This is a genomic window from Aeromonas sp. S18(2024) (assembly GCF_041402525.1).
In the GTDB taxonomy this organism is placed as follows: Bacteria; Pseudomonadota; Gammaproteobacteria; order Enterobacterales; family Aeromonadaceae; genus Aeromonas; species Aeromonas enteropelogenes.
This window is the reverse complement of record NZ_JBGLQV010000002.1, coordinates 559,704-583,655: the sequence shown is the minus strand read 5'-3', so window position 1 is coordinate 583,655 and position 23,952 is coordinate 559,704. Positions and strand designations below refer to the sequence as shown.

Below are 23,952 nucleotides of genomic sequence, written 5' to 3'. Positions count from 1 at the left end.
GACTATTCATCGCAGGTTAAGGGCTTTGCGACTACCTTTGCAAGCGACTCGGGAAGGAAATGAAATAAGGAAAGAGCGATGCTCTTTCCTTTTACTTGCGGGGCAGCTGGATTTTGGGTTCGTTGGCCTGACGGTAGATGGTCAGCACATGACCCATGCTCTGCACCTTGATTGCACCGGTTTCACGGACGATAGCATCCATAACCAGTTGTTTCATCTCGCGATCTTCAGAGGCAACCTTAACCTTGATCAGCTCGTGATGGTTCAGTGCCAGATCGATCTCGGCCAGTACGCCTTCGGTCAGACCATGTTGACCCAGCAGGACGACAGGCTTGAGGCTGTGGGCAAGGCCCTTGAGGTACTGTTTCTGTTTATTGTTGAGAATCATCGCAATTTCTTCATAAGTCAGGGTTGAAAGGGGCGTATTCTACCCCCACTTAGCCCTTAATACTAATAACCCTTGTGGTTTTTTAAAGTCGATTATCATGACCCAGAAAAAACGTTCCGCCAGTTCAACTCGCTGGTTAAAAGAACATTTCGACGATCAATACGTCAAAAAAGCCCAGAAGATGGGGCTGCGTTCCCGTGCCGTTTTCAAGATTGACGAGATCCAGGGCAAAGACCGTTTGCTCAGGAACGGCATGACAGTGGTGGATTTGGGGGCGGCTCCGGGTGGCTGGTCCCAGTTCGCGGTTGAACAGGTGGGTGAGTCGGGTCGTGTCATCGCCTGTGACATTTTGCCTATGGATCCCATTGCCGGTGTCGATTTCCTGCAAGGGGACTTTCGGGAGGAAACTGTGCTCGGCGCTTTGCTGGGGCGAGTGGGTCCCGACAAGGTAGATGTCGTGATGTCTGATATGGCACCCAATATGAGCGGTACCCAGCAGGTGGATCAGGCCCGGGCCATGTATCTGGTCGAGTTGGCACTGGACATGTGCAACCAAGTATTGCGCAGCGATGGCAGTTTTGTGGTGAAGGTGTTCCAAGGGGAGGGTTTCGACGCCTATCTCAATGAAATACGTCAACTTTTCACAACTGTCAAAATTCGCAAACCAGACTCATCCCGAGCCAGATCACGGGAAGTCTACATTGTGGCTACCGGTTTTAAACTGTAGTACCCTAACCTTCATCGTTAACTGTCAGTCTGCGAGGTTACTGATTTGAGTGACATGGCGAAAAACTTAATCCTGTGGCTGGTCATCGCCGTCGTATTGATGTCGGTGTTCAATAGCTTCAGCCCCAGCGATACCACCAGTCGCCAGCTGGACTATTCCAGCTTCGTTAAAGAGGTGACCCAAGAGCAGATCCGTGAAGTTCGGATGGACGGCAAGGTCATTAACGGCGTCAAACGGACTGGTGAGCGTTTCACCACCATCATTCCTGCGCCGGATCCCCAGCTGCTCAATGACATGCTCAACCATAACGTAAAAGTCATGGGTGAGAAGCCGGAGGAGCCGTCTCTGCTGACCTCCATCTTCATCTCCTGGTTCCCGATGCTGCTGCTGATCGGTGTCTGGGTCTTCTTCATGCGTCAGATGCAGGGCGGCGGTGGCAAGGGTGCCATGTCGTTTGGCAAGAGCAAGGCTCGCCTGATGAGTGAAGATCAGATCAAGACGACCTTCGCCGACGTCGCCGGCTGCGATGAAGCCAAGGAAGAGGTCAAGGAGCTGGTTGACTATCTGCGCGACCCGAGCAAATTCCAGAAACTGGGGGGCAAGATCCCGACTGGCGTACTGCTGGTAGGTCCTCCCGGTACCGGTAAGACTTTGCTGGCCAAGGCCATTGCCGGTGAAGCCAAGGTGCCGTTTTTTACCATTTCCGGTTCCGATTTCGTCGAGATGTTCGTGGGTGTGGGCGCCTCCCGGGTGCGTGACATGTTCGAGCAGGCCAAGAAATCCTCTCCCTGCATCATCTTTATTGATGAGATCGATGCTGTCGGCCGCCAGCGTGGCGCCGGTCTGGGTGGTGGTCACGACGAACGTGAGCAGACTCTGAACCAAATGCTGGTCGAGATGGATGGTTTCGAAGGCAATGAAGGCATCATAGTCATCGCTGCCACCAACCGTCCTGACGTGCTGGATCCGGCCTTGTTGCGTCCTGGTCGTTTCGATCGCCAGGTGGTGGTCGGTCTGCCGGATGTCCGTGGTCGTGAACAGATCCTGAAAGTACACATGCGCAAGGTTCCGTTGGCCGATGACGTCAACGCAGCCCTCATTGCCCGTGGTACACCCGGTTTCTCCGGTGCCGATTTGGCCAACCTGGTCAACGAAGCGGCCCTGTTCTCCGCTCGCGAGAGCCGCCGTGTGGTTTCCATGGCCGAGTTCGAGAAGGCGAAGGACAAGATCATGATGGGGGCGGAACGTCGCTCCATGGTGATGAAAGAGTCCGAGAAGGAGATGACCGCCTATCACGAAGCGGGTCACGCCATCATCGGGCGTCTGGTCCCGGATCATGACCCTGTATACAAGGTCTCCATTATTCCCCGTGGTCGTGCGCTGGGTGTGACCATGTATCTGCCGGAGCAGGATCGCTGGAGCCACTCCAAGCAGCATCTGGAGTCCATGATCTCCAGTTTGTACGGTGGTCGTCTGGCAGAAGAGCTGATTTACGGTGCTGAGAAGGTATCGACTGGTGCCTCCAACGACATCGAGCGAGCCACCGATATCGCCCGCAAGATGGTGACCCAGTGGGGTATGTCCGAGCGTCTCGGTCCCATGCTCTATGCGGAAGAAGATGGTGAAGTATTCCTCGGTCGCAGCATGGCCAAGGCCAAGCATATGTCTGACGATACGGCCCGTATCATCGATGCCGAAGTAAAGCAGGTCATCGATCGCAACTACGACCGTGCCAAGCAGATCCTGCTGGACAACATGGACGTGTTGCACAGCATGAAAGATGCGCTGATGAAGTACGAAACTATCGACGCCAAGCAGATCGACGATCTGATGGCCCGTCGCGAAGTGCGTGCCCCCAGCAACTGGCATGATGAGCACGGTGATACACCGCAAGGTGGTTCCACCGTTGCTGCTGAACCCAAACCGGCTGCAACCGCGACGGAACCGGTGGCGGATGTCGATATCGACAAGGCCAACGATCTCCCGGCTAAATAATCGTGACTCTTCAAACCCCGGGCTTGCCCGGGGTTTTTCTTTATCTAGACGGAAATGAAGATGCAGTTAATCAGCAAGGGGCTCAGCCTCTCCCTCGATCGTCCTCATGTCATGGGGATCCTCAATGTGACGCCGGACTCCTTCTCCGATGGTGGCAATTTCACCCAGCTTGAGCGCGCGATGACCCACGCTCGCCAGATGGTGGCCGACGGTGCGACCCTGATCGATATCGGTGGTGAGTCGACCCGACCCGGCGCTCCTGATGTAAGCGAACAGGAAGAGCTGGATAGGGTTATCCCCATCGTCGAGCGATTGGTACGCGAGTGCAATGTGATGATCTCGCTTGATACTTCCAAGGCCACCGTGATGCGCGAAGGGTGCAAGGCTGGCGCCCATCTCATCAATGACGTTCGCGCGCTGCAAGAGCCGGGTGCGCTGCTTGCCGCCGCAGAAGCTGACGTACTTGTGTGCCTGATGCACATGCAGGGGCAACCGAGAACCATGCAGGTCGAGCCTCATTACGATGATCTGCTGGAGGAGGTGAAAGCCTTTTTCGACGAGCGGATCGCCGTCTGCGAGGCTGCCGGGATTGGGCGCGAGAAGCTGCTGCTGGATCCGGGTTACGGCTTTGGCAAGACGCTGGTGCACAACTACCAGCTACTGGCGGCGCAAAAGGAGCTGCTCTGCTATGGTTTGCCACTCTTGGTGGGCATGTCTCGAAAGTCTATGATAGGCAACCTGCTCGCCCGTCCAGTGGATGAGCGCCTTGCCGGAAGCCTTGCCTGCGCTTTGATCAGCATGCAGCAAGGCGCCAGGATCATTCGGGTGCACGATGTGCGGGAAACCATGGATGCATTGCGGGTTGGCTGGCAGGCAATGACGGGACAAGATTTTATTTCCAAATAAAAAAACGAGAACAGACAATGGCAAGAAAGTATTTCGGTACCGATGGGGTACGCGGCAAGGTGGGTGAGTACCCGATCACTCCGGATTTCGTAATGAAGCTGGGTTGGGCTGCGGGCAAGGTGCTCTCCAAGAAGGGTACCCGCAAGGTGCTGATCGGCAAGGATACCCGCATCTCAGGCTACATGCTGGAGTCGGCCCTGGAGGCAGGCCTCTCTGCCGCAGGCCTCAAGGCCATTCTGATGGGCCCCATGCCCACGCCGGCTGTGGCCTATTTGACCCGTACCTTCCGTGCTGAAGCCGGTATCGTCATCAGTGCCTCACACAATCCCTTCTATGACAATGGCATCAAGTTCTTCTCTGCCGATGGCACCAAGTTGCCCGACGAGGTCGAGATGGCCATCGAGGCCGAGCTGGATCATGAGCTCAAGTGCGTTGACTCTGCCGAGCTGGGCAAGGCTGTTCGCATCGATGATGCCGCTGGCCGTTATATCGAGTTTTGCAAGAGCACCTTCCCCTCTCATATGAACCTGGAAGGGCTGAAAATGGTGGTTGATTGCGGCCACGGTGCCACCTACCACATCGCCCCTTCCGTGTTCCGTGAACTGGGAGCAGAAGTGATCACCATGGGGTGTGCGCCGGATGGTCTCAATATTAACGACGGTGTCGGTTCTACCGCCCCTGAGGCGCTGGTCACCAAGGTGCTGGAGTGCAAGGCCGACCTCGGGGTGGCATTTGATGGGGATGGTGACCGTCTGATCATGGTTGACCATACCGGCTATCTCATCGACGGTGATGAAATTCTCTATATCATCGCGCGTGATGCACTGCGCAATGGTCGTCTCAAGGGCGGAGTTGTTGGAACCCTGATGGCCAACATGGGGCTGGAGCTGGCGTTGCAGACGCTTGGCATCCCGTTTGCCCGTGCCAAGGTGGGTGACCGTTACGTTCTCGAGATGATGGAAGAGAAGGGCTGGCGGATCGGTGGTGAAAATTCCGGTCACATTATCTGCCTGGATCAGACCACCACCGGGGATGGCATTGTCGCCGCCCTGCAGGTGCTGACCGCCATGCGCAGCGCCGAGATGCCGTTGGCCAAGTTGCGCTCAGGGATGAACAAGTTCCCGCAGGTGCTGGTGAATGTTCGCTTTGCCGAGGGCAAGGATCCGCTCTCTGCCGATGCGGTCAAGCAGGAGGTGGCAAAGGTGGAGCAGGAGCTGGCCGGTCGTGGCCGCGTACTGCTGCGCAAATCCGGTACCGAACCCCTGATCCGGGTGATGGTGGAAGGTGAGCATGAACAGCAGGTTCATGACATGGCACAGCGTATTGCCAAGCAAGTTGAATCGGCGCTTTAATGAGCATTCAGGGCGGCTTTTTAGTCGCCCTGGTTGTATCTTGTTCAATCGATTCAAAAAATTGAAAATAGCACTTGTCAGCTGACAATCCTCTGGATATTATCAGCCCCGCTTTCGCAAGGGAGTTGTCGATGGGACATCGCAAGCCGTTTGTAGCAGCCAACTGGAAGTTGCACGGTAGTAGGTCGCAGTTAGAGCAGTTTACGAGTCAATGCCTGAAGGGCGTTGGTGATGATGTAGATGTTGTTTTCTGTCCGTCCCATGTGCATCTCGACTTTGCCGCATCATTGCTCGGTGAGCAGATGGCGATAAAGTTGGGGGCTCAGAATGTGAGTCAGCACACAGCAGGCGCTTACACGGGAGAAGTTTCGTGTCAGATGCTGGTTGAGGCAGGATGTCGCTACGTACTGGTAGGGCACTCCGAGCGCAGGCGTCTCTTTGGAGAAACCAGTTTTATCGTCGCAGAGAAATTTGCGGCTGCCAGAGCGGCAGGGCTTGTTCCAATCCTCTGTTTGGGTGAGTCGGGTGCAGCAAGGCAAGCGAGAAGAACCTTTGAGGTCATCGCGGAAGAGCTGGACATCGTCATAGAGAAAAATGGCGCGATGGCTTTCGATAATGCTATCATCGCCTACGAGCCGATTTGGGCTGTAGGTACAGGTAAATGCGCCACACCCGAGCAGGCACAAGAGGTTCATTCCTTTATACGTGGTCGCTTGGCGGAGGATACTCCGGTAATAGGTGAGAAAGTTAGAATCATCTATGGTGGGAGCGTGACGCCAGCCAATGCGAGAGATTTGTTTGCCCAGCACGATGTAGACGGTGGTCTTATTGGTGGTGCAAGTCTCGATAGCGATGCGTTTTTAGGAATTGTTGAAGCGGCAAAGGGTGCAAGTTAAATGTACGAGATTCTTTTGGTCGTTTATCTGCTGGTGTCACTGGCTTTGATTGGTCTGGTGATGATTCAGCAAGGTAAAGGGGCTGACATGGGCGCCTCCTTCGGCGCAGGGGCATCAAACACAGTGTTTGGCTCCAGTGGTTCAGGAAACTTCCTGACCCGAACAACAGCGATTTTGGCTACTCTGTTCTTCGTAATTAGCTTGGTGCTTGGATCCATGTCCACTCACAAGGTAAAACAGGGTAGTGAATGGGAAAATCTGCAACAGACCCAACAGGTTGAGCAGAACAAAGCGCCAGTGAAGAAAGATACTGACGTTCCCGAGTAAGAGTTTTGCCGTGGTGGTGGAATTGGTAGACACGCTATCTTGAGGGGGTAGTGCTCTAGGGTGTGCGGGTTCGAGTCCCGCCCACGGCACCAATTAAGCAGTAAGCTCGGGTGACCGGGTGTGTTATAGCCAGTCAGTCTTGTTTCATCGGAGTGATATGGCTATAATCTCGCACGATTTCGGACGCGGGGTGGAGCAGCATGGTAGCTCGTCGGGCTCATAACCCGAAGGTCGTCGGTTCAAATCCGGCCCCCGCAACCAAATTTCACGCATTTCCTACGCTCAGGAAGGCGGTCGCTGCGAGGCGACAATCAGGGTAAAGCGCCAAGCCCCGATTTGATATCGGGGCTTTTTGTTATGTGCAATTTACTCTGAATGGATCTCTATCTGGGCTTTATGCCCTTTTTTTGTTTTTCGGAGGGTGACTTTGGCTACGTTGGAACAACGTTTGACCGATATGCTCGAGGCGCCGGTCGTTGCCTTGGGCTTTGAACTTTGGGGTATCGAGTTTATCCGTGCGGGTAAACACTCCACCTTGCGCGTCTACATTGATGGCGAGCAGGGCGTGACCGTCGAGAACTGTGCTGAGGTCAGCCATCAGGTTGGCGCCATCATGGATGTCGAAGATCCCATCACCGAGGAGTACTACCTCGAGGTATCTTCCCCGGGTCTGGATCGCCCGCTGTTCAAGGTTGCCCAGTTCGAAAAATACGTTGGCCAAGAGGCGGCGGTAACGCTTCGGATGGCAACAAACAACCGCCGCAAGTTCAAAGGCGTAATCAAAGCCGTACAGGGCGACATGATCACCTTGATGGTAGATGGTAAGGACGAAGTGTTGGCTTTCACCAATATCCAAAAAGCGAACATAGTGCCGAACTTTGGTTAACGAGGCTATCGGATATGAATAAAGAGATTTTGCTGGTCGTTGACGCAGTATCCAACGAGAAAGCGGTACCCCGCGAAAAGATCTTCCAGGCGTTGGAAACTGCCTTGGCGACTGCGACCAAGAAAAAATATGAAGGCGAGATTGAGGTTCGTGTCGAGATCGATCGCAAGACCGGCGATTACGATACCTTCCGCCGCTGGGTAGTCATCGCGGATCAGGCCGCCATGGAAAACCCCTACGCCGAAATCACTCTGGAAGCGGCGCAGATCGAGCAGCCGGACATCCAGATCGGTGAATATGTTGAAGATCAGATCGACTCCGTGACCTTCGACCGCATCACCACCCAGACTGCCAAGCAGGTCATCGTGCAGAAAGTGCGCGAAGCCGAGCGTTCACAAGTCGTTGACCAGTTCAAGGACAAAGAAGGCACCATCATCAGCGGCGTGGTCAAGAAGAGCAACCGCGACAACGTGATCCTGGATCTGGGCAGCAATGCAGAAGCCGTGATCTTCCGCGACGACATGCTGCCGCGCGAAACTTTCCGTCCTGGTGACCGCGTCCGTGGTCTGCTCTACGCAGTGCGTCCGGAAGCCCGTGGCTCCCAGCTGTTTGTCAGCCGCTCCAGCCCGGACTTCCTGAAAGAGCTGTTTCGCATCGAAGTGCCGGAGATCGGTGAAGAGATGATCGAAATCATGGGCGCCGCCCGTGATCCGGGTTCCCGCGCCAAGATCGCGGTAAAGACCAACGATCGTCGCATCGACCCGATCGGTGCCTGCATCGGGATGCGCGGTGCCCGCGTTCAGGCCGTCTCCGCCGAGCTGAGCGGTGAGCGCGCCGACATCGTGCTGTACGATGACAACCCGGCCCAGTACGTGATCAATGCCATGGCGCCCGCCGATGTGGCCTCCATCATCGTCGATGAAGACAACCACACCATGGATATCGCAGTGGAAGCGGCCAACCTGGCCCAGGCCATCGGCCGTAACGGTCAGAACGTGCGTCTGGCATCCCAGCTGACCGGTTGGGAGCTGAATGTGATGACCGTTGAGGACATGCGTGCCAAGCACCAGGCCGAGAACGATCGCATCATGAACCTGTTCACCAGCACCCTGGACATCGATGACGATTTCGCCAGCCTGCTGATGGAAGAGGGCTTCTCCACTCTGGAAGAGATCGCCTTCGTACCGGTCAACGAGCTGCTGGCCATCGACGGTCTGGATGAAGACATGGTCGAAGAGCTGCGCAAGCGCGCCAAGGATGCCCTGACCACCAAGGCCCTGGCCAAAGAAGAATCTTTTGATGGCGTTGAGCCGTCTGAAGAACTGCTCAATCTGAACGGTCTGAGCCGTGAAATGGCTTACGCACTGGCGGGCCGTGGCATCGGTACCCTGGAAGATTTGGCAGAGCAAGGCATCGATGACCTTGCCGATATCGAAGGGCTGACTGCCGAGAAGGCCGGTGAGCTCATTATGGCTGCTCGCAACATCTGTTGGTTCGGGGAAGAGCAGTCCGAGTAAGATCAAACGGAGGAAAATGAATGGCAGAAGTATCAGTCAAACAACTTGCCACTGACATCGACACACCGGTTGATCGTCTTCTCCAGCAGTTTGTCGATGCCGGTATCAGCAAGAGCAAGGCCGACGACATGGTTAGCGAGTCTGAGAAGCAGACCCTGCTGGCACACCTGAAGAAACAGCATGGAGGTGACGAGGTCACTGCTCCTGCCCGCATGACCTTGCAGCGCAAGACCAAGAGCACCATCAGTGTTCAGGGGACTGGCGGCAAGAACAAGGAAGTGCAGGTAGAAGTACGCAAGTCTCGCACCTATGTAAGACGCTCGGCGCTGGAAGATGAACAGCGTCAGGCGGAAGCCGAGGAAAAAGCGCGTTTGGAAGCAGAAGAAAAAGCTCGTCGCGAAGCCGAAGAGAAGGCTCGTCTCGACGCTGAAGAGAAGGCTCTCCGTGAGGCTGAGCAGGCTCGTCGTGAAGCTGAGGAAAAGGCGCGGATCGAGGCACAACAAAAGGCTCGACAGGCTCAACAGCCCGCCAAAGCAGCCAGTAGCACAGCTCAGCAAGAGGCAGAAAAGATGGCCAAGCGCGAAGCAGAAGAACTGAAGCGCCAACAGGAACAAACAGCTTTGCAAAAAGCTGAAGAACTCGCCGCGAAGAAAGCCGAAGAGGCTCGTCTCATGGCAGAACAGAATGCAGCCCGCTGGGCTGAAGAAGACGCCGCCCGCGCCAAAGAGAGCAGCGATTATCACGTGACCACCTCCAAGCATGCCCAGGCTGCAGAAGATGAGCTGGATCGCAAGGAAGAAACCAGCCGCCGTACCGCCGCTGCCGCCAAGGGGCCGAAGAAGGCCGGTCGCCGCGACGACGATCGCAATGACCGCAACTCCCGCGATCCGCGCGCTCGTAAAGGCAAGCGTGGCAAGGTTGCTACCCCGAATGCCATGAAGCACGGCTTCAACAAGCCGGCTGCCGCGGTTAACCGCGACGTGGTGATTGGCGAGACCATCACTGTGGCCGAGCTGGCCAACAAGATGGCGGTCAAGGGTGTCGAAGTCATCAAGGTGATGATGAAGATGGGCGCCATGGCTACCATCAACCAGGTTATCGACCAGGAGACCGCTCAGCTGGTCGCCGAGGAGATGGGCCACAAGGTGGTGCTGCGCCGCGAGAACGAGCTGGAAGAGGCAGTACTTAGCGATCGTGACGAGACCTCCGAAGCCAAGCCGCGCGCACCGGTCGTGACCATCATGGGTCACGTTGACCACGGCAAGACCTCGCTGCTGGACTACATCCGTAAGGCCAAGGTTGCCGCAGGCGAAGCCGGTGGCATTACCCAGCACATCGGTGCTTACCACGTTAAGACCGAAAGCGGCATGATCACCTTCCTGGATACTCCGGGTCACGCGGCGTTTACCTCCATGCGTGCTCGTGGTGCCAAGGCGACCGATATCGTGGTGCTGGTTGTTGCTGCCGATGACGGCGTGATGCCGCAAACTATCGAAGCTATTCAGCACGCCAAGGCGGCCGGTGTGCCGCTGGTTGTTGCGGTCAACAAGATTGACAAGCCGGAAGCGGATCCGGATCGCGTCAAGACCGAGCTGGCCCGTTACGACGTCATGTCCGAAGACTGGGGTGGCGATTGCCAGTTCGTACACGTCTCCGCCAAGTCCGGCGAAGGCATCGACGATCTGCTGGAAGCCATCCTGATCCAGGCCGAAGTACTGGAGCTGAAAGCCGTGGTTGACGGTATGGCCAACGGTGTAGTCATCGAATCCTTCCTCGACAAGGGTCGTGGTCCGGTTGCTACCGTACTGGTACAGGAAGGTACCCTGCGCCAGGGTGACATCGTGCTGTGCGGTCTCGAATACGGTCGTGTGCGCGCCATGCGTGACGAACTGGGTCGCGAGATCAAAGAGGCCGGTCCGTCCCTGCCAGTGGAAATCCTCGGTCTGTCCGGTGTTCCCTCTGCCGGTGATGAAGCGACCGTGGTGCGTGACGAGAAGAAGGCCCGTGAAGTGGCTCTCTACCGTCAGGGCAAGTTCCGCGAAGTCAAGCTGGCTCGCCAGCAGAAGGCCAAGCTGGAGAACATGTTCGCCAACATGACCGAGGGCGAAGTGTCCGAAGTGAACGTGGTGATCAAGGCCGACGTACAGGGTTCCGTGGAAGCGATCTGCGACGCTCTGGTCAAGCTCTCCACCGACGAAGTGAAGGTGAAGATCGTGGGTTCCGGTGTGGGTGGTATCACCGAGACCGATGCGACCCTGGCTGCCGCTTCCAGCGCCATCCTGGTGGGCTTCAACGTCCGTGCCGACGCCTCTGCGCGCAAGGTCATCGAGGCCGAGAGCCTGGATCTGCGCTACTACTCCGTCATCTATGACCTGATCGACGAAGTGAAGCAGGCCATGAGCGGCATGCTGGCGCCGGAGTACAAGCAGGAGATCATCGGTCTGGCCGAAGTGCGCAGCGTCTTCCGCTCACCGAAGTTTGGCGCCGTTGCCGGCTGTATGGTCACCGAAGGTGTGGTCAAGCGCTCCAACCGTATCCGTGTTCTGCGTGACAACGTGGTTATCTATGAAGGCGAGCTGGAATCCCTGCGTCGCTTCAAGGATGACGTCAACGAGGTTCGCAACGGTTACGAGTGTGGTATCGCGGTCAAGAACTACAACGACGTACGCGAAGGCGACCAGATCGAAGTTTACGAGACCGTTGAAATTCAGCGTACTCTGTAAGCCGAGAGTCAGACAAAATAGGGGGCCGCGGCCCCCTTTTATCGCAGGATAGATTATGGCCAGAGAATTCAGCCGGACCCGTCGGGTCGGGCAGCAGATCCAGCGTGAAATCGCGCTGATCCTGCAGCGTGAGGTGAAAGACCCGCGCATCGGCATGGTGACCGTTTCCGACGTGGAAGTGTCCCGTGACCTCAACTACGCCAAGGTTTATGTCACCTTCTTGCAGCTGGAGAATGACGCCGAGCGCATCAAGGAAGGGCTCAAGGCGCTGACTGAAGCGGCCGGTTACATCCGCAGCCTGCTGGGCAGCGCCATGCGCCTGCGTGTGGTGCCTGAGCTGCGTTTCTTCTACGACCAGACCCTGGTCGAGGGGATGCGTCTCTCCAACCTGGTGACCAATACCATCCGTGAAGACAAGCGTCGCATGGCCGAGTCAGGTCGTGAGGATGACGTGGCCGCTCCGGATGACACGACTGAGGATAAAGCCTGAGATGACCCGAAGACGTCGTTTCAAGGGCCGTGATGTGCACGGCATTCTGTTGCTGGACAAGCCGACCGGCCTGACCTCCAACGATGTGTTGCAGAAGGTAAAGCGGATCTACAACGCCGCCAAGGCCGGCCACACCGGCGCCCTGGATCCCCTGGCGACCGGCATGTTGCCGATTTGCCTGGGCGAGGCCACCAAGTTCTCCCAGTATCTGCTGGATGCGGACAAGCGCTACGAGGTGACTGCCAAGCTGGGCGAGCGCACCAACACCAGCGACTCCGATGGCGAGGTGGTTGCCACCCGTCCGGTGAACGTGGCCGTGGGTACCCTGATTGAGGCGCTGGACCAGTTCCGCGGCCCCATCATGCAGGTGCCGTCCATGTACTCCGCCCTCAAGCATAATGGCCGTCCGCTCTACGAGTATGCCCGCGAGGGGATCGAAATTGAGCGGGAAGCCCGCCCCATCACGATTTTCGAGCTCAAGCTCATCAGCTTCGAAGGGGACGAGGTCAAACTGGAAGTGCACTGCAGCAAAGGCACCTACATCCGCTCTCTGGTCGATGATCTGGGGGAAGTGCTGGGTTGTGGCGCTCATGTCACCCAGCTGCGCCGCACCCAGGTGGCCAGCTATCCGTACGATCGGATGCTGACCCTGGAGCAGCTTGAGTGCATCTTCGAGCAGGCCAAGGCCGAAAGCATTCCGCCGCGCGAGCAGCTGGATCCCCTGTTGCTGCCGATGGACACCGCCGTGGCGTCTCTGCCCGAGGTGAACATGTTGGCCGTAGTGGCGGCCTATGTGAACCAGGGTCAGGCAGTTCAGGTGCCAGGTGCCCCAACCAGCGGTCAGGTTCGCATGACGGTCGGCCCCGAGCGCGAGTTCATCGGTGTCGGCGAAATTGATGATGATGGTCGGGTTGCCCCCAAGCGCCTGGTCCGTTATCACGACGAGGAGTGATCCTCAGGCGGTATCCGTGCTCTTGCCCGTTGCGCGTCTTTATCATTGCGAAAAGGGGCGGGGGCGATTATGATACCGCCCTCATTTCACGGCTGAATTAGAGATTGGCTGTGAACCTTTAAACACTCTACTGGAGTAATACCATGTCTCTAAATGCTGAGATCAAAGCTCAAATCGTTGCCGAGCACGCTCGTGGCGCCAACGACACCGGTTCCCCCGAAGTGCAAGTTGCCCTGCTGACTGCCCAGATCAACCATCTGCAAGGTCACTTCAAGGAGCACTCCAAGGATCACCACGGTCGTCGCGGTCTGCTGCGCATGGTTTCCCAGCGTCGTAAGCTGCTGGACTACCTGAAGCGTAAAGACGTTCAGCGTTACGCTGCTCTGATCGCCAAGCTGGGTCTGCGTCGTTAATCGACCATCAGATTTCGCGAAAAAGGGGAACCGTCAGGTTCCCCTTTTTTTATTCCCTATCAGCGCGTTGCCTGCCTCACAGAATTTGTGTCACCGCTTACCTTTTGCATCGAATCAAGTATACTTGTGCGCGAATTTAAAGAGCCAAATTGTAAAAAGGAAATTCACGTGAATCCTATTGTAAAGTCATTCCAGTACGGTCAACACACCGTCACACTGGAAACCGGTGTGATGGCCCGTCAAGCCACTGCGGCCGTGATGGTCAGCATGGACGATACCTGCGTCTTCGTGACCGTTGTTGGCAAGAAAGAGGCCGATCACGGCCGTGATTTCTTCCCGCTGACCGTCAACTACCAGGAGCGTACCTATGCTGCTGGTCGCATCCCGGGTGGCTTCTTCCGTCGTGAAGGCCGTCCGAGCGAAGGCGAGACCCTGATCTCCCGTCTGATCGACCGTCCTATTCGTCCGCTGTTCCCGGAAGGCTTCCTCAATGAGGTTCAGGTGGTTGCCACCGTCATGTCCGTGAACCCGGCCGTCTCTCCCGACATCGTTGCCATGATCGGCGCCTCCGCGGCACTGGCCATCTCCGGCATCCCGTTTGGCGGCCCGATCGGTGCAGCCCGCGTGGGTTACATGAACGGCCAGTACGTGCTGAATCCGACCACCACCGAGCTGCCCCAGAGCGATCTGGACCTGGTAGTTGCCGGTACCGCCAACGCCGTGCTGATGGTGGAATCCGAAGCGGCCATCCTCTCCGAAGAGGTGATGCTGGGCGCCGTGGTATACGGTCACGAGCAGATGCAGGCCGTGATCAACGCCATCAACGAGTTTGCTGCCGACGTTGGCACCAAGCCGTGGGACTGGACTCCGCCTGCCGTCAACGAAGCGCTGAAAGCCAAGGTTGCCGAGCTGGCCACTGCCGAACTGGGTGAAGCCTACCGCATCACCGAGAAGGCCGTGCGTTACGAAACCATCGCTGCCATCAAGGGCCGTGTGGTTGAGCAGGTGATCGCCTCCGGCGTGGAAGAAGATGCCAAGAAGATTGGCGAAGAGTTCCACAGCCTGGAAAGCCGCATCGTTCGTGGTCGCGTAGTACGTGGCGAGCCGCGCATCGATGGTCGCGATCCCGAGATGATCCGCGCCCTGTCCGTCGCCACCGGCGTACTGCCGCGCGCTCACGGTTCTGCCCTGTTCACCCGTGGTGAAACCCAGGCCATGGTTGTTGCGACCCTGGGTACCGAGCGTGACGCCCAGAACATCGACGAGCTGACCGGCAACCGCGCCGATCGCTTCATGCTGCACTACAACTTCCCGCCGTACTGCGTCGGTGAGACCGGCATGATGGGCAGCCCCAAGCGTCGTGAAATCGGTCACGGCCGTCTGGCCAAGCGCGGTGTTGCTGCCGTGATGCCGAGTGCCGACGAGTTCCCGTACGTGGTGCGCGTGGTCTCTGAAATCACCGAATCCAACGGCTCTTCCTCCATGGCTTCTGTCTGTGGTTCCTCCCTGGCGCTGATGGACGCTGGTGTGCCGATCAAGGCCTCCGTCGCCGGTATCGCAATGGGTCTGGTGAAGGAAGAAGAAGGTTTCGTCGTGCTGTCCGACATCCTGGGTGACGAAGATCACCTGGGCGACATGGACTTCAAGGTTGCCGGTACCACCGAAGGTGTGACCGCCCTGCAGATGGACATCAAGATCGAAGGCATCACCAAAGAGATCATGGAGATTGCCCTGAAGCAAGCTCGTGGTGCTCGCCTGCACATCCTGAAAGTGATGGACGAAGCCATTCAGGCACCGCGTGCCGAGATCTCCGATTTCGCCCCGCGCATCCACACCATCAAGATCAACCCGGAGAAGATCAAGGACGTCATCGGCAAGGGTGGTTCCGTGATCCGCGCCCTGACCGAAGAGACCGGCACCAACATCGAGCTGGATGATGACGGTACCGTCCGTATCGCCGCCGTTGACGGTGACGCTGCCAAGGAAGCGATCCGCCGCATCGAGGCCATCACCGCCGAGATCGAAGTGAACCGCATCTACGAAGGCAAGGTCGTCCGTCTGGCCGACTTCGGCGCCTTCGTCAACATCCTGCCGGGCAAAGACGGTCTGGTACACATCTCCCAGATCACCGATGCTCGCGTGCAGAACGTGGCCGACTACCTGAAGATCGGTGACGTGGTGAAGGTGAAGGTACTGGAAGTGGACCGTCAGGGCCGCGTACGCCTCTCCATCAAGGAAGCGAACGCGCCGACCGAAGCCGCTGCTCCGGCTGCCGATGCCGCTCCGGTCGCTGCCGAAGCACCTGCTGCAGAATAAGACGTAGTGCTGACCGGGCTTGCTCGGTCTGGCTGACCAATCCGGCTCCCCCAGGGGAGCCGGATTTTTTTATGGCTGGCCAGCAGAGTGGCTATCTGCCGAGAATGGCGTGATGCATCTCGTCGAGCGGGAGTATGTGGCGTGCGGCACCGAGCTTGATCGCCTCCTTTGGCATGCCAAACACCACACAGGAGGCCTCATCCTGGGCATAGGTATTGGCACCGGCATCCAGCATCTCCCTGAGCCCTCTGGCGCCATCATCTCCCATGCCGGTCATGATGATGCCGGTCGCGTTTTTGCCTGCGTATTTGGCCACGGAGCGAAACAGCACATCCACCGAAGGGCGATGTCGGTTGATCAGGGGACCGTCGACCACCTCCACATGGTAGTAGGCACCGCTTCGCTTGAGCAGCATGTGCTTTCCGCCGGGGGCGATCAGCGCGAGTCCCGGGATGACCCTGTCATTGTTTTTCGCCTCCCGCACTTCGATTTGGCACAACCCGTTAAGGCGAGCGGCAAATGATGCCGTAAATTTCTCCGGCATATGCTGCACGATGACGATCCCCGGGCTGACTCGGGGAAGGGCCGTCAGCACAGCCTCCAGCGCCTGGGTACCGCCGGTGGAGGTACCGATGGCGATGAGTCGCTCCGTGGTTTGGGCCATGGCATCTCGCGTCGGTGCCAGTATCGCGTCAGCGTGGATTTTGGTGGCAACCTGCAAGGGGGCCGGTTTGCCGAGTCGCTTGAGGTTGGCTTGGGAGGCCGCTCGTACTGACATGGCCAGATCGTGGGCTGACTCCTGCAGAAAGCTCTTGATGCCCATGGTCGGTTTGGTGATGATGTCTGCAGCGCCGGCTGCCATGGCTTGCAAGGTGGTTTCGGCTCCCTTCTCGGTCAAAGATGAGCAGATGACCACCGGGGTGGGGTGCTCAGCCATTATTTTGGTGAGAAAAGTGATGCCATCCATCCGTGGCATCTCCACATCCAGCACGATGACATCCGGCCACTCCTTCTTCAGTTTCTCCAGTGCAAACAACGGATCGGAGGCGGTCGCAATCACCTTGATGTCGGGCTCCTGTTCCAGCACCCCTTGCAACACCTGTCTAACCACGGCGGAATCATCCACCAGCATGACTCTTATCTGTTTCATTCCCCCGTCCCTCGATGATGTGGCAGACGATGATGACGCACCCAAACATGGCCGTTGTTGAGCTCGAAGATGAGGCTTCGGTGGCCAGAGAGGCCCAGATGATGCGCTTTTATGGTGAGGCCCAGATGCCGGGTCAACTGCCATGCGGCCTGGATATTTTGGTCGGCCACATTGGGGTAGTCTCCGGCAGGGGTCGTTATGTCAAACATGTGTCCGCCACCAAAAAGCTTTACTTCATACTCCTGGATCGGAGACGGATATTGCCGGATAGCCTCGAGAAACAAGGTGATCGCTTCGTCGCCATAACGGCCATCCAGGGTAGTGGTTTTGACTCCCCGGGTCGGCAGCATGTAGTGACACATTCCTCCCGATTTATGTTGTGGGTGCCACATGGTGATGGCGACACAGGACCCCAGATGGGTTTTGATAACGGCGTCCTCCTGGCCGAAGAAAAACTCTCCGGGGTGCAGCATGATCTCGCGTTGCATCATCATCACCGCTTTTGATAGATGGAAGGAGAAACCAGATGCAGACCATGAGGCAATCCGTTGAGGCTTTCGGCATGGCTGACAAGCAGGTAACCCCCGGTCCTGAGTCTGGGTACCAGCCGCTGCACGACCTCGGCCTTGGTCTCCTTGTTGAAGTAAATCATTACGTTGCGGATGAATATGACATCGAACATGCCGATGTCGGGCAGCTCCTGGATGAGGTTGATGTGCAAAAACCTCACTCGCTCCTGCAGCTTGCGGTCGATGATAAAACTGCCTTCCTGTTGCCCTATGCCCTTCAGGCAGTATTTCATCAGGTATGACATGGGGATATTGTGCGCCCGTTCTATGGGGTAGCGTCCCAGCCTGGCCTGTTCCAGCATGCGTGACGAGATGTCCGAGGCTATGATTTCCCAGTTGAAGCCGCCGTGTTTTTCCGCCAGGGTCATCGCCAGACTGTAAGGTTCCTCCCCGGATGAACTGGCTGCACTCCATATCCGCAATGTCCGCTCCTTTGGCACGAGCGGCAGCACTGTATTGCAGAGAAAGTCGAAGTGTTTGGACTCCCTGAAGAAGTAGGTTTCATTGGTTGTCAGCAGATCCAGCGCCAGTTGCAACTCCTGATGATGGTCGCTCATGATCAGGCGAAAATAGTCACCATAACTGTCCAGCTCGTAATGGTGCAGGCGTTTGGAAAGCCGGCTGGCCACCAGTGCTTTCTTGGCCGGTGACAGGTCGATACCTGCGGCCTGATGTAACCAGCGCTGGAACTGGCCAAATTCGTCGTCATGAAGTTGAGTCTGGTACAAGGCTATGCTCCCGGCTCGGCAAAGCGGCCTGGTTGCCCAGGCCCCGGCACACTAGAAACGGACAAAGTCTCCCTCGTTGAATGGTCGTGGCGGAAGACCGGGCTGCTCACGGCCATTCCCCTCCAGAACAAAGCGCCCCTTGGTACTGTTCTGGGGTTGTGCGACGTTGTGACCATTGCTCCTGTGGCTCTGTTCGAGAGTGAAGAATTCCATGACAAGCTGCAGTTGCTCTGCCTGGCTGCTCATTTCTTCTGCTGTAGCGGCCAGCTCTTCGCTGCAGGAGGCATTTTGCTGGGTGACCTGGCTGAGCTGGCTCATTGCCTGGTTGATTTGGCTGACACCGGTTGATTGCTCGGCAGAGGCTGCACTAATCTCCTGCACCAGATCGGATGTCTTGTTGATGGAGGGAACCATCTGATCGAGTAGCCGGCCGGCCTTTTCTGCCATTTCCACGCTGCTGGAGGCCAGCTCACCTATCTCTTGTGCCGCTACCTGGCTGCGCTCCGCCAGTTTGCGCACCTCGGCTGCGACGACAGCAAACCCCTTGCCATGATCCCCCGCTCGCGCCGCTTCGATGGCCGCATTGAGGGCCAGCAGATTGGTCTGATAGGCTATGTCGTCGATAATGCCAATCCGTTTGGCGATCTGTTTCATGGCATCGACGGTCAGTTGGACGGCCTCACCGCCTTCGACAGCTTCCTTGGCTGCCTTGCTGGCCATGCCGTCTGTCACCTGGGCGTTATCGGTATTCTGGTTGATGCTGGCGCTCATCTGTTCGATGGATGCGCTGGTCTCTTCCATGCTGGAAGCCTGTTCACTGCTGGACTGGCTGATGGACTGGGCGGTGGCACTCACCTGCTCGGCTGCACTCGACAGATTGTCGGAGGCGCCGCGGACCTCGGTCACTATATTGGTTAGGGAATCGATGGTCTTGTTGAGGGCATCCTTGGTGGTACCAAAGACTCCCGGGTAGTCTGTCTCTATCTTCTGGGTCAGGTCTCCCTTGGCCAGACACTGCACGATCCGGATCACGTCATTGAGGCTGGTATCGATCACGTTGGCAATCTGGTTGATGCCTTCGCCCAGATTATGGAAGAAGCCGGATTTGCCGGCGAGATCCATGCGGCTGTGCAACTCGCCATTGATCACGGATTGTACTATTTCCGACATTTCGTGCTCGATGGCAACCTCTTTGGTGCGATCCGCCCACTCGACCACCGACCCCAGGCGTTCGCCACTGTCACTGAATACCGGGTTGGCGATCAGCGCAAAGGTACGTCCACCAAGCTGTATTTGGGTGCGGTAGGTACTGTTGAGCTTGGCCAGCATGGTCCGCTGGTGTCCCGGGTTCTTATGGAAGCTGTCAATATTGGCCCCCATCAGATTCGCAGTATTGAAGTTGTTGAGATCTTTCTTGATGTCCGGCTCGGCCAGCTTGAGCATCTCGGTGACGGAGTCGTTCATATAGATGATGTCGAGGTTGGTATCGGCGATCATGACGTTGGTGCTGGCACAATCGAGTGCTCTCTTGACCCTGAGGCTTTCATTAGCCGCGATTTTGGCGGCTTCATTGGCGGCCTTGACCTCATTTTCGATGGCGATCTCTTTGGTGCGATCAGCCCATTCCACGACTGACCCTAGCCGCTCGCCATTGTCACCAAATACGGGGTTGGCAATCAGCGAAAAGGTTCTGCCGCCAATAGTTATCTGGGTGCGATAGGTTGTATCGAGCTTTTGCAGCATGGCCCGCTGATGGCTCGGATTCTTGTGGAAGTTGTCGATGTTCTTGCCCATCAAGTTTTTAACGTCCAGATTGGGCAGTTCCTTGCGAATATCTTGCTCCGCCTGGCCGAGCATGGTGGTGACCGCCTCGTTCATATAGATGATGTTGAGGTCGGTGTCGGCAATCATCACGTTGGTCGATGCGCCGTCCAGCGCCTTGCGCACACGCAGATTCTCCCGGTACTGGGTCTGGTTGCTCTCGATAGTGTCCAATGCATTCCGCAAGCGGGTTTGCAGCAGGTTGAGGGTTTCATTGAACTCGTGGCAGAGGTCCCGTAGCGGGCCGGTGAGGGTAGGCAGATCTATCTGGCCAGCTGTTTGCTCGAGGGTGATGGCGTGATGGATGCGCCGAGTTTCCTCAGCAAGCCTGGTTAGCTGCTCTTGCTGCTGGTTGTAGCTGGAGCCATTGCTGAAGAGCTTTTCAAACAGTGATTGAGTCATGAGCCTTATCCTTGTGCGACATGCCAATGCGTATTGAGCGTGAGTAATCAGGATGCCTGTATGTATTCCGGTAATTTTTCCGGTTGCTGCGCCAGTTCACTGAGCTGTGCCATCTCCTCAAGTGACAGGACTTTTTCCGTATCAATGAGGATGACGAATTTGCCGTTGACCTTACCCATGCCGCTGATGAAGTCAGCCCTGATCCGGGCACCAAAGCTGGGGGGCGGTTCGATTTCACTGGGTGAAATGCTGAGGACTTCGGAGACGGAATCCACGACCACACCGATATCCTGGCTACCTTGTGTATCGTCATGATGGTGTAGACCTTCAATGATGACGATGCAGGTACGCCGGGTGATGTTGGAGGGCGCATTGCCAAAGCGGGCGTTGAGATCAACGACTGAAACCACGGCGCCGCGTAGATTGATCACACCGCGAATAAAGCTTGGCATCATGGGTATGGGGGTGATGTTCCCGTATTCGATGATCTCTTTGACTCCCAGGATATTGATGGCAAACATCTCTCCGTTGATGAGAAAAGTCAGGTACTGGGCGTCACTGTGGGATGTGGCGGGGGGGGCAACCACGGCCACTTCGGTCGATGGGGTCATATCAGCCTCCGGTTGAAAAAAGATGAGGAATGCTTCGGCGATGTGCTGCAAGTGGCATCTGACTGCACCCCCTGGCGTGGTTGGCTGGCTTGTGGCCAGGCCTCCTGTGCCAATATGTGCCGAAGGACATGGGCGATGACGCTATCAACCTGCATACAAGCCGTGTACTGAACGAGAGGAATAGTGAGGATATTGAAAGTGTGCTGCACAGTGTTTTCCTCAATTGATGCGCGGTTGATGTTGCAGCCGTGCCAGGGTCTGCCTGTTGATAAGGCCAGACTCCTGATGGATGGCGTGCTGGATCAACGAGGGAATATCAAGGATGAGGGCGACTTCGCCCCCTCCCAGAATGGTGGAGCCACTGATCCCTTGCAGACGCTGGAATAATTTGCCAAGGGGTTTGATAACGGTCTGGAATTCACCCAGCAGCTCGTCGACAACCAGTCCCGATTTTTTGCCGCCGTGGCTGACGACCACGATATTCTCACGGCGCCCCTTGCTGCCCCGGGTGTCGAAATAGTGTTGCAGACGGATAAAGGGGAGGACTTCTCCTCGCAAGTTGATGAAATTTCGCCCCTGGGTATCGGCCAAGGCACTGGCGGTCAGTTCTACGCACTCGATCACCATATCCAGCGGGATGACGTAATAGGTATCACACACCTTGACCAGAAAGCCGTCGATGATGGCGAGTGTGAGGGGCAGTCTTATCTGTACCCGGGTGCCCTGGTCCGGAATGCTGTCCAGATCCACGGTTCCGCGCAGGGCTGTGATGTTGCTCTTGACCACATCCATGCCGACGCCACGCCCGGAGAGGTTGGTAATGGCTTCTGCTGTGGAAAATCCAGGTTCAAAGATGAGGTTGTAGATCTCCTGATCGGTGAGCGTGGTACCTGCGCCAATCAAGCCTCGTTCCTGCGCTTTTTGCAGGATCCTGGTTTTGTTGAGGCCGGCTCCGTCATCCTTGATTTCAATCACTATGCTACTGGAGTCATGGTAGGCGTTGAGCGTCAGGGTTCCTTTTGCCGGTTTGCCGGCCAGCTGCCTTTGCTCTGCCGGTTCGATTCCATGATCCATCGAGTTTCTGACCAGATGCATCAGTGGGTCGCCAATTTTCTCCACCACCGACTTGTCCAGTTCGGTATCGGCACCCGAGATCACCAGGGCGATATCCTTGTTGAGCTCCTGGCTGACATCACGCACCACCCGCTGAAAGCGGTTGAAGGTATCGCCGATGGGCACCATTCGAAGGCGCAAGGCATTGTCCCTTATCTCTTCCACCAAGTTGGCAATGACGGACGTCGCTTCCTGTAGCTGGCTCTCTCTACTGCGCTGGGCCAGCATATTGGCGCCCGAGCTGGCTACCACCAGTTCACCCACCAGATTGATCAGGTCATCCAGCTTGTCAGCATGGACTCTGACATAGCGTCCTTCCTTGCTCTTGTTCTCCTTGGTCTGGCGCTGCTTTTTCAGGGCTGCATCGACCACGACTTCATCGATGGAACCCTGAGAGATGAGGATCTCTCCCAGTTTTGAGGCAGGGTGCTCTGTGGCCGAATGTTGTAGCTGGAGTCCGTGGCGCAGTTCTTCTGCGGTTAGCGCGCCGGTCTTGACCAGGAGTTGCCCCAGCATTTCGCTATCTTCCGGCAGGACATTGATAAGGTCTATGTATTCGCTGATCTTGCTGTGAGGCGGCAAGATGGCGATCTGGCAATCATCCCTGACGAATTCAAAGACATCGCTGATCGCAGCCTTGTCTGCCTGGGAATCCAAATCGACCTCGAAGCCGAGGTAGCAGCTTTCCGGATCGAACTCCTCCCAATCCGGTATGGCCTGATGGATGGTTTCCAGCGAGCGTATGGTACCCAATGTGCCGAGATAGCGCAGAAATGCGGCGGGATCCATGCCGTTACGCAGCACATCAGGCCCAAAACGCAGGGATATATGCCAAAGGGAACCGCTGGACAGTGGCACTTCCTCTTTTTCGATGGGAGGAGGCGAAGGCATTATCGTGTCGGGCAACTGGGCTTCCTGGGCATTCTGGTGCCGAATAAGGGCCAGGCGCAGCTTGTCATCCCGAGCGAGGGCGTCGGCGGTTAGGCTATCTCCCTGCTCAGCCACCACTTCTATCAGCAATTGAATGTGGTCGCAGCTCTCCAGAAGATCCTTGATAAGCGCCGAGGTCACCGATAATTGCTGGTTGCGGATCTGATCCAGCAGATCCTCGACAATATGGGTAAACCCCACGATAGGAAGCAGACCAAACAGGCCCGCGGAGCCCTTGATGGTGTGAGCCGCCCGGAATATGGCCCCGATGAGCTCGTTGTCGTCAGGATTTTCCTCCAGCAAGAGCAGAGAGGACTCCATTTCTTCAAGCAATTCGCGAGCCTCGGCAATATAGGTCTGCAGGGCCAGGTCAAGATTGATGCTCACGGGTGACTCCTCGGCATGGCGATTCAAGGGTGTTCAGCATGGGGAAACAGGGTGGGATCCCCAAAAAATCCCGACAATTGGCACAGTTCCAGCAGTTCGAGCACCGCATGGCTGTGCCAGACCAGGTGCAGCGGATAGCCATTGGCCAAGGCAGTCTTTTTGGCTGCCAGCAATAGCTGTAGCCCGGCACTGTCGATTTCAGTCACATTGGCCAGATTGAGTTCCAGCTCTTGTCCCTGGTGCAACAGGGGAGAGAGCGCCTCTTTCAGTTCGGCTACCGTGTAGATAGTGACGTCGTCAGGCAGGGTGAGCACAGTCTTGTCACCTTGCAGTTCGCGCTGCAATTCCATGGC

At 56.8% G+C, this 23,952-nt stretch carries 21 protein-coding genes and 2 tRNA genes; 15 read left to right on the top strand and 8 right to left on the bottom strand.

Annotation, left to right across the window (positions count from 1 at the left end):
* Positions 1-91: 91 nt before the first annotated feature.
* The gene (gene yhbY / locus ACB034_RS05885) at positions 92-388 is read right to left on the bottom strand and encodes a ribosome assembly RNA-binding protein YhbY (RefSeq protein ID WP_026455726.1); all 297 of its coding nucleotides are present in this window, start codon (positions 386-388) and stop codon (positions 92-94) included.
* Positions 389-485: 97 nt separating this feature from the next.
* On the opposite strand from yhbY, the gene rlmE reads away from it, so the two are divergent.
* From rlmE to pnp, 15 genes are all read left to right on the top strand, one after another.
* The gene (gene rlmE / locus ACB034_RS05880; protein ID WP_371172326.1) at positions 486-1,115 is read left to right on the top strand and encodes a 23S rRNA (uridine(2552)-2'-O)-methyltransferase RlmE; all 630 of its coding nucleotides are present in this window, start codon (positions 486-488) and stop codon (positions 1,113-1,115) included.
* A 45-nt stretch (positions 1,116-1,160) separates the two neighbouring features.
* Positions 1,161-3,110, top strand: a complete 1,950-nt coding sequence (gene ftsH / locus ACB034_RS05875) for an ATP-dependent zinc metalloprotease FtsH (RefSeq protein WP_124239038.1) — start codon at positions 1,161-1,163, stop codon at positions 3,108-3,110.
* Between the two features lie 60 nt (positions 3,111-3,170).
* The gene (folP, locus tag ACB034_RS05870) at positions 3,171-4,016 is read left to right on the top strand and encodes a dihydropteroate synthase (RefSeq protein ID WP_371172325.1); all 846 of its coding nucleotides are present in this window, start codon (positions 3,171-3,173) and stop codon (positions 4,014-4,016) included.
* A 17-nt stretch (positions 4,017-4,033) separates the two neighbouring features.
* Positions 4,034-5,368: a phosphoglucosamine mutase gene (glmM, locus tag ACB034_RS05865; RefSeq protein ID WP_371172324.1), complete on the top strand. Its 1,335-nt coding sequence runs from the start codon at positions 4,034-4,036 to the stop codon at positions 5,366-5,368.
* A gap of 131 nt (positions 5,369-5,499) precedes the next feature.
* The gene (gene tpiA, locus ACB034_RS05860) at positions 5,500-6,264 is read left to right on the top strand and encodes a triose-phosphate isomerase (RefSeq protein ID WP_124239035.1); all 765 of its coding nucleotides are present in this window, start codon (positions 5,500-5,502) and stop codon (positions 6,262-6,264) included.
* Entirely contained in the window at positions 6,265-6,591 is a 327-nt protein-coding gene (gene secG / locus ACB034_RS05855) for a preprotein translocase subunit SecG (RefSeq protein ID WP_026455732.1), read from the top strand. It abuts the gene before it with no gap.
* 7 nt (positions 6,592-6,598) lie between these two features.
* A tRNA-Leu gene (locus ACB034_RS05850) sits at positions 6,599-6,683 on the top strand.
* Between the two features lie 92 nt (positions 6,684-6,775).
* A tRNA-Met gene (locus ACB034_RS05845) sits at positions 6,776-6,852 on the top strand.
* Between the two features lie 166 nt (positions 6,853-7,018).
* Positions 7,019-7,477: a ribosome maturation factor RimP gene (rimP, locus tag ACB034_RS05840; protein WP_042028103.1), complete on the top strand. Its 459-nt coding sequence runs from the start codon at positions 7,019-7,021 to the stop codon at positions 7,475-7,477.
* A 14-nt stretch (positions 7,478-7,491) separates the two neighbouring features.
* A complete protein-coding gene (gene nusA, locus ACB034_RS05835) occupies positions 7,492-8,994 on the top strand; it encodes a transcription termination factor NusA (RefSeq protein ID WP_026455734.1) in 1,503 nt (500 codons plus the stop codon).
* Between the two features lie 20 nt (positions 8,995-9,014).
* Entirely contained in the window at positions 9,015-11,717 is a 2,703-nt protein-coding gene (gene infB / locus ACB034_RS05830) for a translation initiation factor IF-2 (protein ID WP_042073280.1), read from the top strand.
* Between the two features lie 55 nt (positions 11,718-11,772).
* Complete coding sequence (rbfA, locus tag ACB034_RS05825; protein WP_042028100.1) at positions 11,773-12,207, top strand: 30S ribosome-binding factor RbfA; 435 nt, start codon at positions 11,773-11,775, stop codon at positions 12,205-12,207.
* A 1-nt stretch (position 12,208) separates the two neighbouring features.
* The gene (gene truB, locus ACB034_RS05820; RefSeq protein WP_026455737.1) at positions 12,209-13,159 is read left to right on the top strand and encodes a tRNA pseudouridine(55) synthase TruB; all 951 of its coding nucleotides are present in this window, start codon (positions 12,209-12,211) and stop codon (positions 13,157-13,159) included.
* A gap of 143 nt (positions 13,160-13,302) precedes the next feature.
* On the top strand, positions 13,303-13,572 hold the full coding sequence (gene rpsO / locus ACB034_RS05815) for a 30S ribosomal protein S15 (protein ID WP_026455738.1): 270 nt from the start codon (positions 13,303-13,305) through the stop codon (positions 13,570-13,572).
* A gap of 168 nt (positions 13,573-13,740) precedes the next feature.
* Positions 13,741-15,888, top strand: a complete 2,148-nt coding sequence (gene pnp / locus ACB034_RS05810) for a polyribonucleotide nucleotidyltransferase (RefSeq protein ID WP_124239032.1) — start codon at positions 13,741-13,743, stop codon at positions 15,886-15,888.
* A 91-nt stretch (positions 15,889-15,979) separates the two neighbouring features.
* Here the strand turns inward: pnp and ACB034_RS05805 are convergent, their stop codons facing one another.
* The 7 genes from ACB034_RS05805 to ACB034_RS05775 form a co-directional block, all read right to left on the bottom strand.
* Positions 15,980-17,038 (bottom strand): chemotaxis response regulator protein-glutamate methylesterase, encoded by a 1,059-nt coding sequence (locus ACB034_RS05805; protein WP_371172323.1) that lies wholly within the window; start codon positions 17,036-17,038, stop codon positions 15,980-15,982.
* Positions 17,035-17,526, bottom strand: a complete 492-nt coding sequence (gene cheD / locus ACB034_RS05800; RefSeq protein ID WP_052445763.1) for a chemoreceptor glutamine deamidase CheD — start codon at positions 17,524-17,526, stop codon at positions 17,035-17,037. The genes ACB034_RS05805 and cheD overlap by 4 nt, the downstream gene beginning before the upstream one ends.
* Before the next feature lie 5 nt (positions 17,527-17,531).
* Positions 17,532-18,335, bottom strand: coding sequence for a protein-glutamate O-methyltransferase CheR (locus tag ACB034_RS05795; RefSeq protein ID WP_371172322.1), 804 nt, complete (start codon positions 18,333-18,335; stop codon positions 17,532-17,534).
* Positions 18,336-18,386: 51 nt separating this feature from the next.
* Positions 18,387-20,558: a methyl-accepting chemotaxis protein gene (locus ACB034_RS05790; protein WP_371172321.1), complete on the bottom strand. Its 2,172-nt coding sequence runs from the start codon at positions 20,556-20,558 to the stop codon at positions 18,387-18,389.
* Positions 20,559-20,605: 47 nt separating this feature from the next.
* The gene (locus ACB034_RS05785; protein ID WP_061476111.1) at positions 20,606-21,169 is read right to left on the bottom strand and encodes a chemotaxis protein CheW; all 564 of its coding nucleotides are present in this window, start codon (positions 21,167-21,169) and stop codon (positions 20,606-20,608) included.
* A 219-nt stretch (positions 21,170-21,388) separates the two neighbouring features.
* Entirely contained in the window at positions 21,389-23,599 is a 2,211-nt protein-coding gene (locus tag ACB034_RS05780) for a chemotaxis protein CheA (RefSeq protein ID WP_371172320.1), read from the bottom strand.
* A gap of 23 nt (positions 23,600-23,622) precedes the next feature.
* Positions 23,623-23,949: a lipid asymmetry maintenance protein MlaB gene (locus ACB034_RS05775; RefSeq protein WP_042028090.1), complete on the bottom strand. Its 327-nt coding sequence runs from the start codon at positions 23,947-23,949 to the stop codon at positions 23,623-23,625.
* Positions 23,950-23,952 lie beyond the last annotated feature (3 nt).

Excerpts from the sequence above, each read along its gene's own strand:
- yhbY (WP_026455726.1), bottom strand. The coding sequence starts at position 388 with ATGATTCTCAACAATAAACAGAAACAGTACCTCAAGGGCCTTGCCCAC.
- rlmE (WP_371172326.1), top strand. The coding sequence starts at position 486 with ATGACCCAGAAAAAACGTTCCGCCAGTTCAACTCGCTGGTTAAAAGAA.
- folP (WP_371172325.1), top strand. The coding sequence starts at position 3,171 with ATGCAGTTAATCAGCAAGGGGCTCAGCCTCTCCCTCGATCGTCCTCAT.
- glmM (WP_371172324.1), top strand. The coding sequence starts at position 4,034 with ATGGCAAGAAAGTATTTCGGTACCGATGGGGTACGCGGCAAGGTGGGT.
- tpiA (WP_124239035.1), top strand. The coding sequence starts at position 5,500 with ATGGGACATCGCAAGCCGTTTGTAGCAGCCAACTGGAAGTTGCACGGT.
- secG (WP_026455732.1), top strand. The coding sequence starts at position 6,265 with ATGTACGAGATTCTTTTGGTCGTTTATCTGCTGGTGTCACTGGCTTTG.
- nusA (WP_026455734.1), top strand. The coding sequence starts at position 7,492 with ATGAATAAAGAGATTTTGCTGGTCGTTGACGCAGTATCCAACGAGAAA.
- infB (WP_042073280.1), top strand. The coding sequence starts at position 9,015 with ATGGCAGAAGTATCAGTCAAACAACTTGCCACTGACATCGACACACCG.
- rbfA (WP_042028100.1), top strand. The coding sequence starts at position 11,773 with ATGGCCAGAGAATTCAGCCGGACCCGTCGGGTCGGGCAGCAGATCCAG.
- truB (WP_026455737.1), top strand. The coding sequence starts at position 12,209 with ATGACCCGAAGACGTCGTTTCAAGGGCCGTGATGTGCACGGCATTCTG.
- rpsO (WP_026455738.1), top strand. The coding sequence starts at position 13,303 with ATGTCTCTAAATGCTGAGATCAAAGCTCAAATCGTTGCCGAGCACGCT.
- ACB034_RS05805 (WP_371172323.1), bottom strand. The coding sequence starts at position 17,038 with ATGAAACAGATAAGAGTCATGCTGGTGGATGATTCCGCCGTGGTTAGA.
- cheD (WP_052445763.1), bottom strand. The coding sequence starts at position 17,526 with ATGCAACGCGAGATCATGCTGCACCCCGGAGAGTTTTTCTTCGGCCAG.
- ACB034_RS05790 (WP_371172321.1), bottom strand. The coding sequence starts at position 20,558 with ATGACTCAATCACTGTTTGAAAAGCTCTTCAGCAATGGCTCCAGCTAC.
- ACB034_RS05785 (WP_061476111.1), bottom strand. The coding sequence starts at position 21,169 with ATGACCCCATCGACCGAAGTGGCCGTGGTTGCCCCCCCCGCCACATCC.
- ACB034_RS05775 (WP_042028090.1), bottom strand. The coding sequence starts at position 23,949 with ATGGAATTGCAGCGCGAACTGCAAGGTGACAAGACTGTGCTCACCCTG.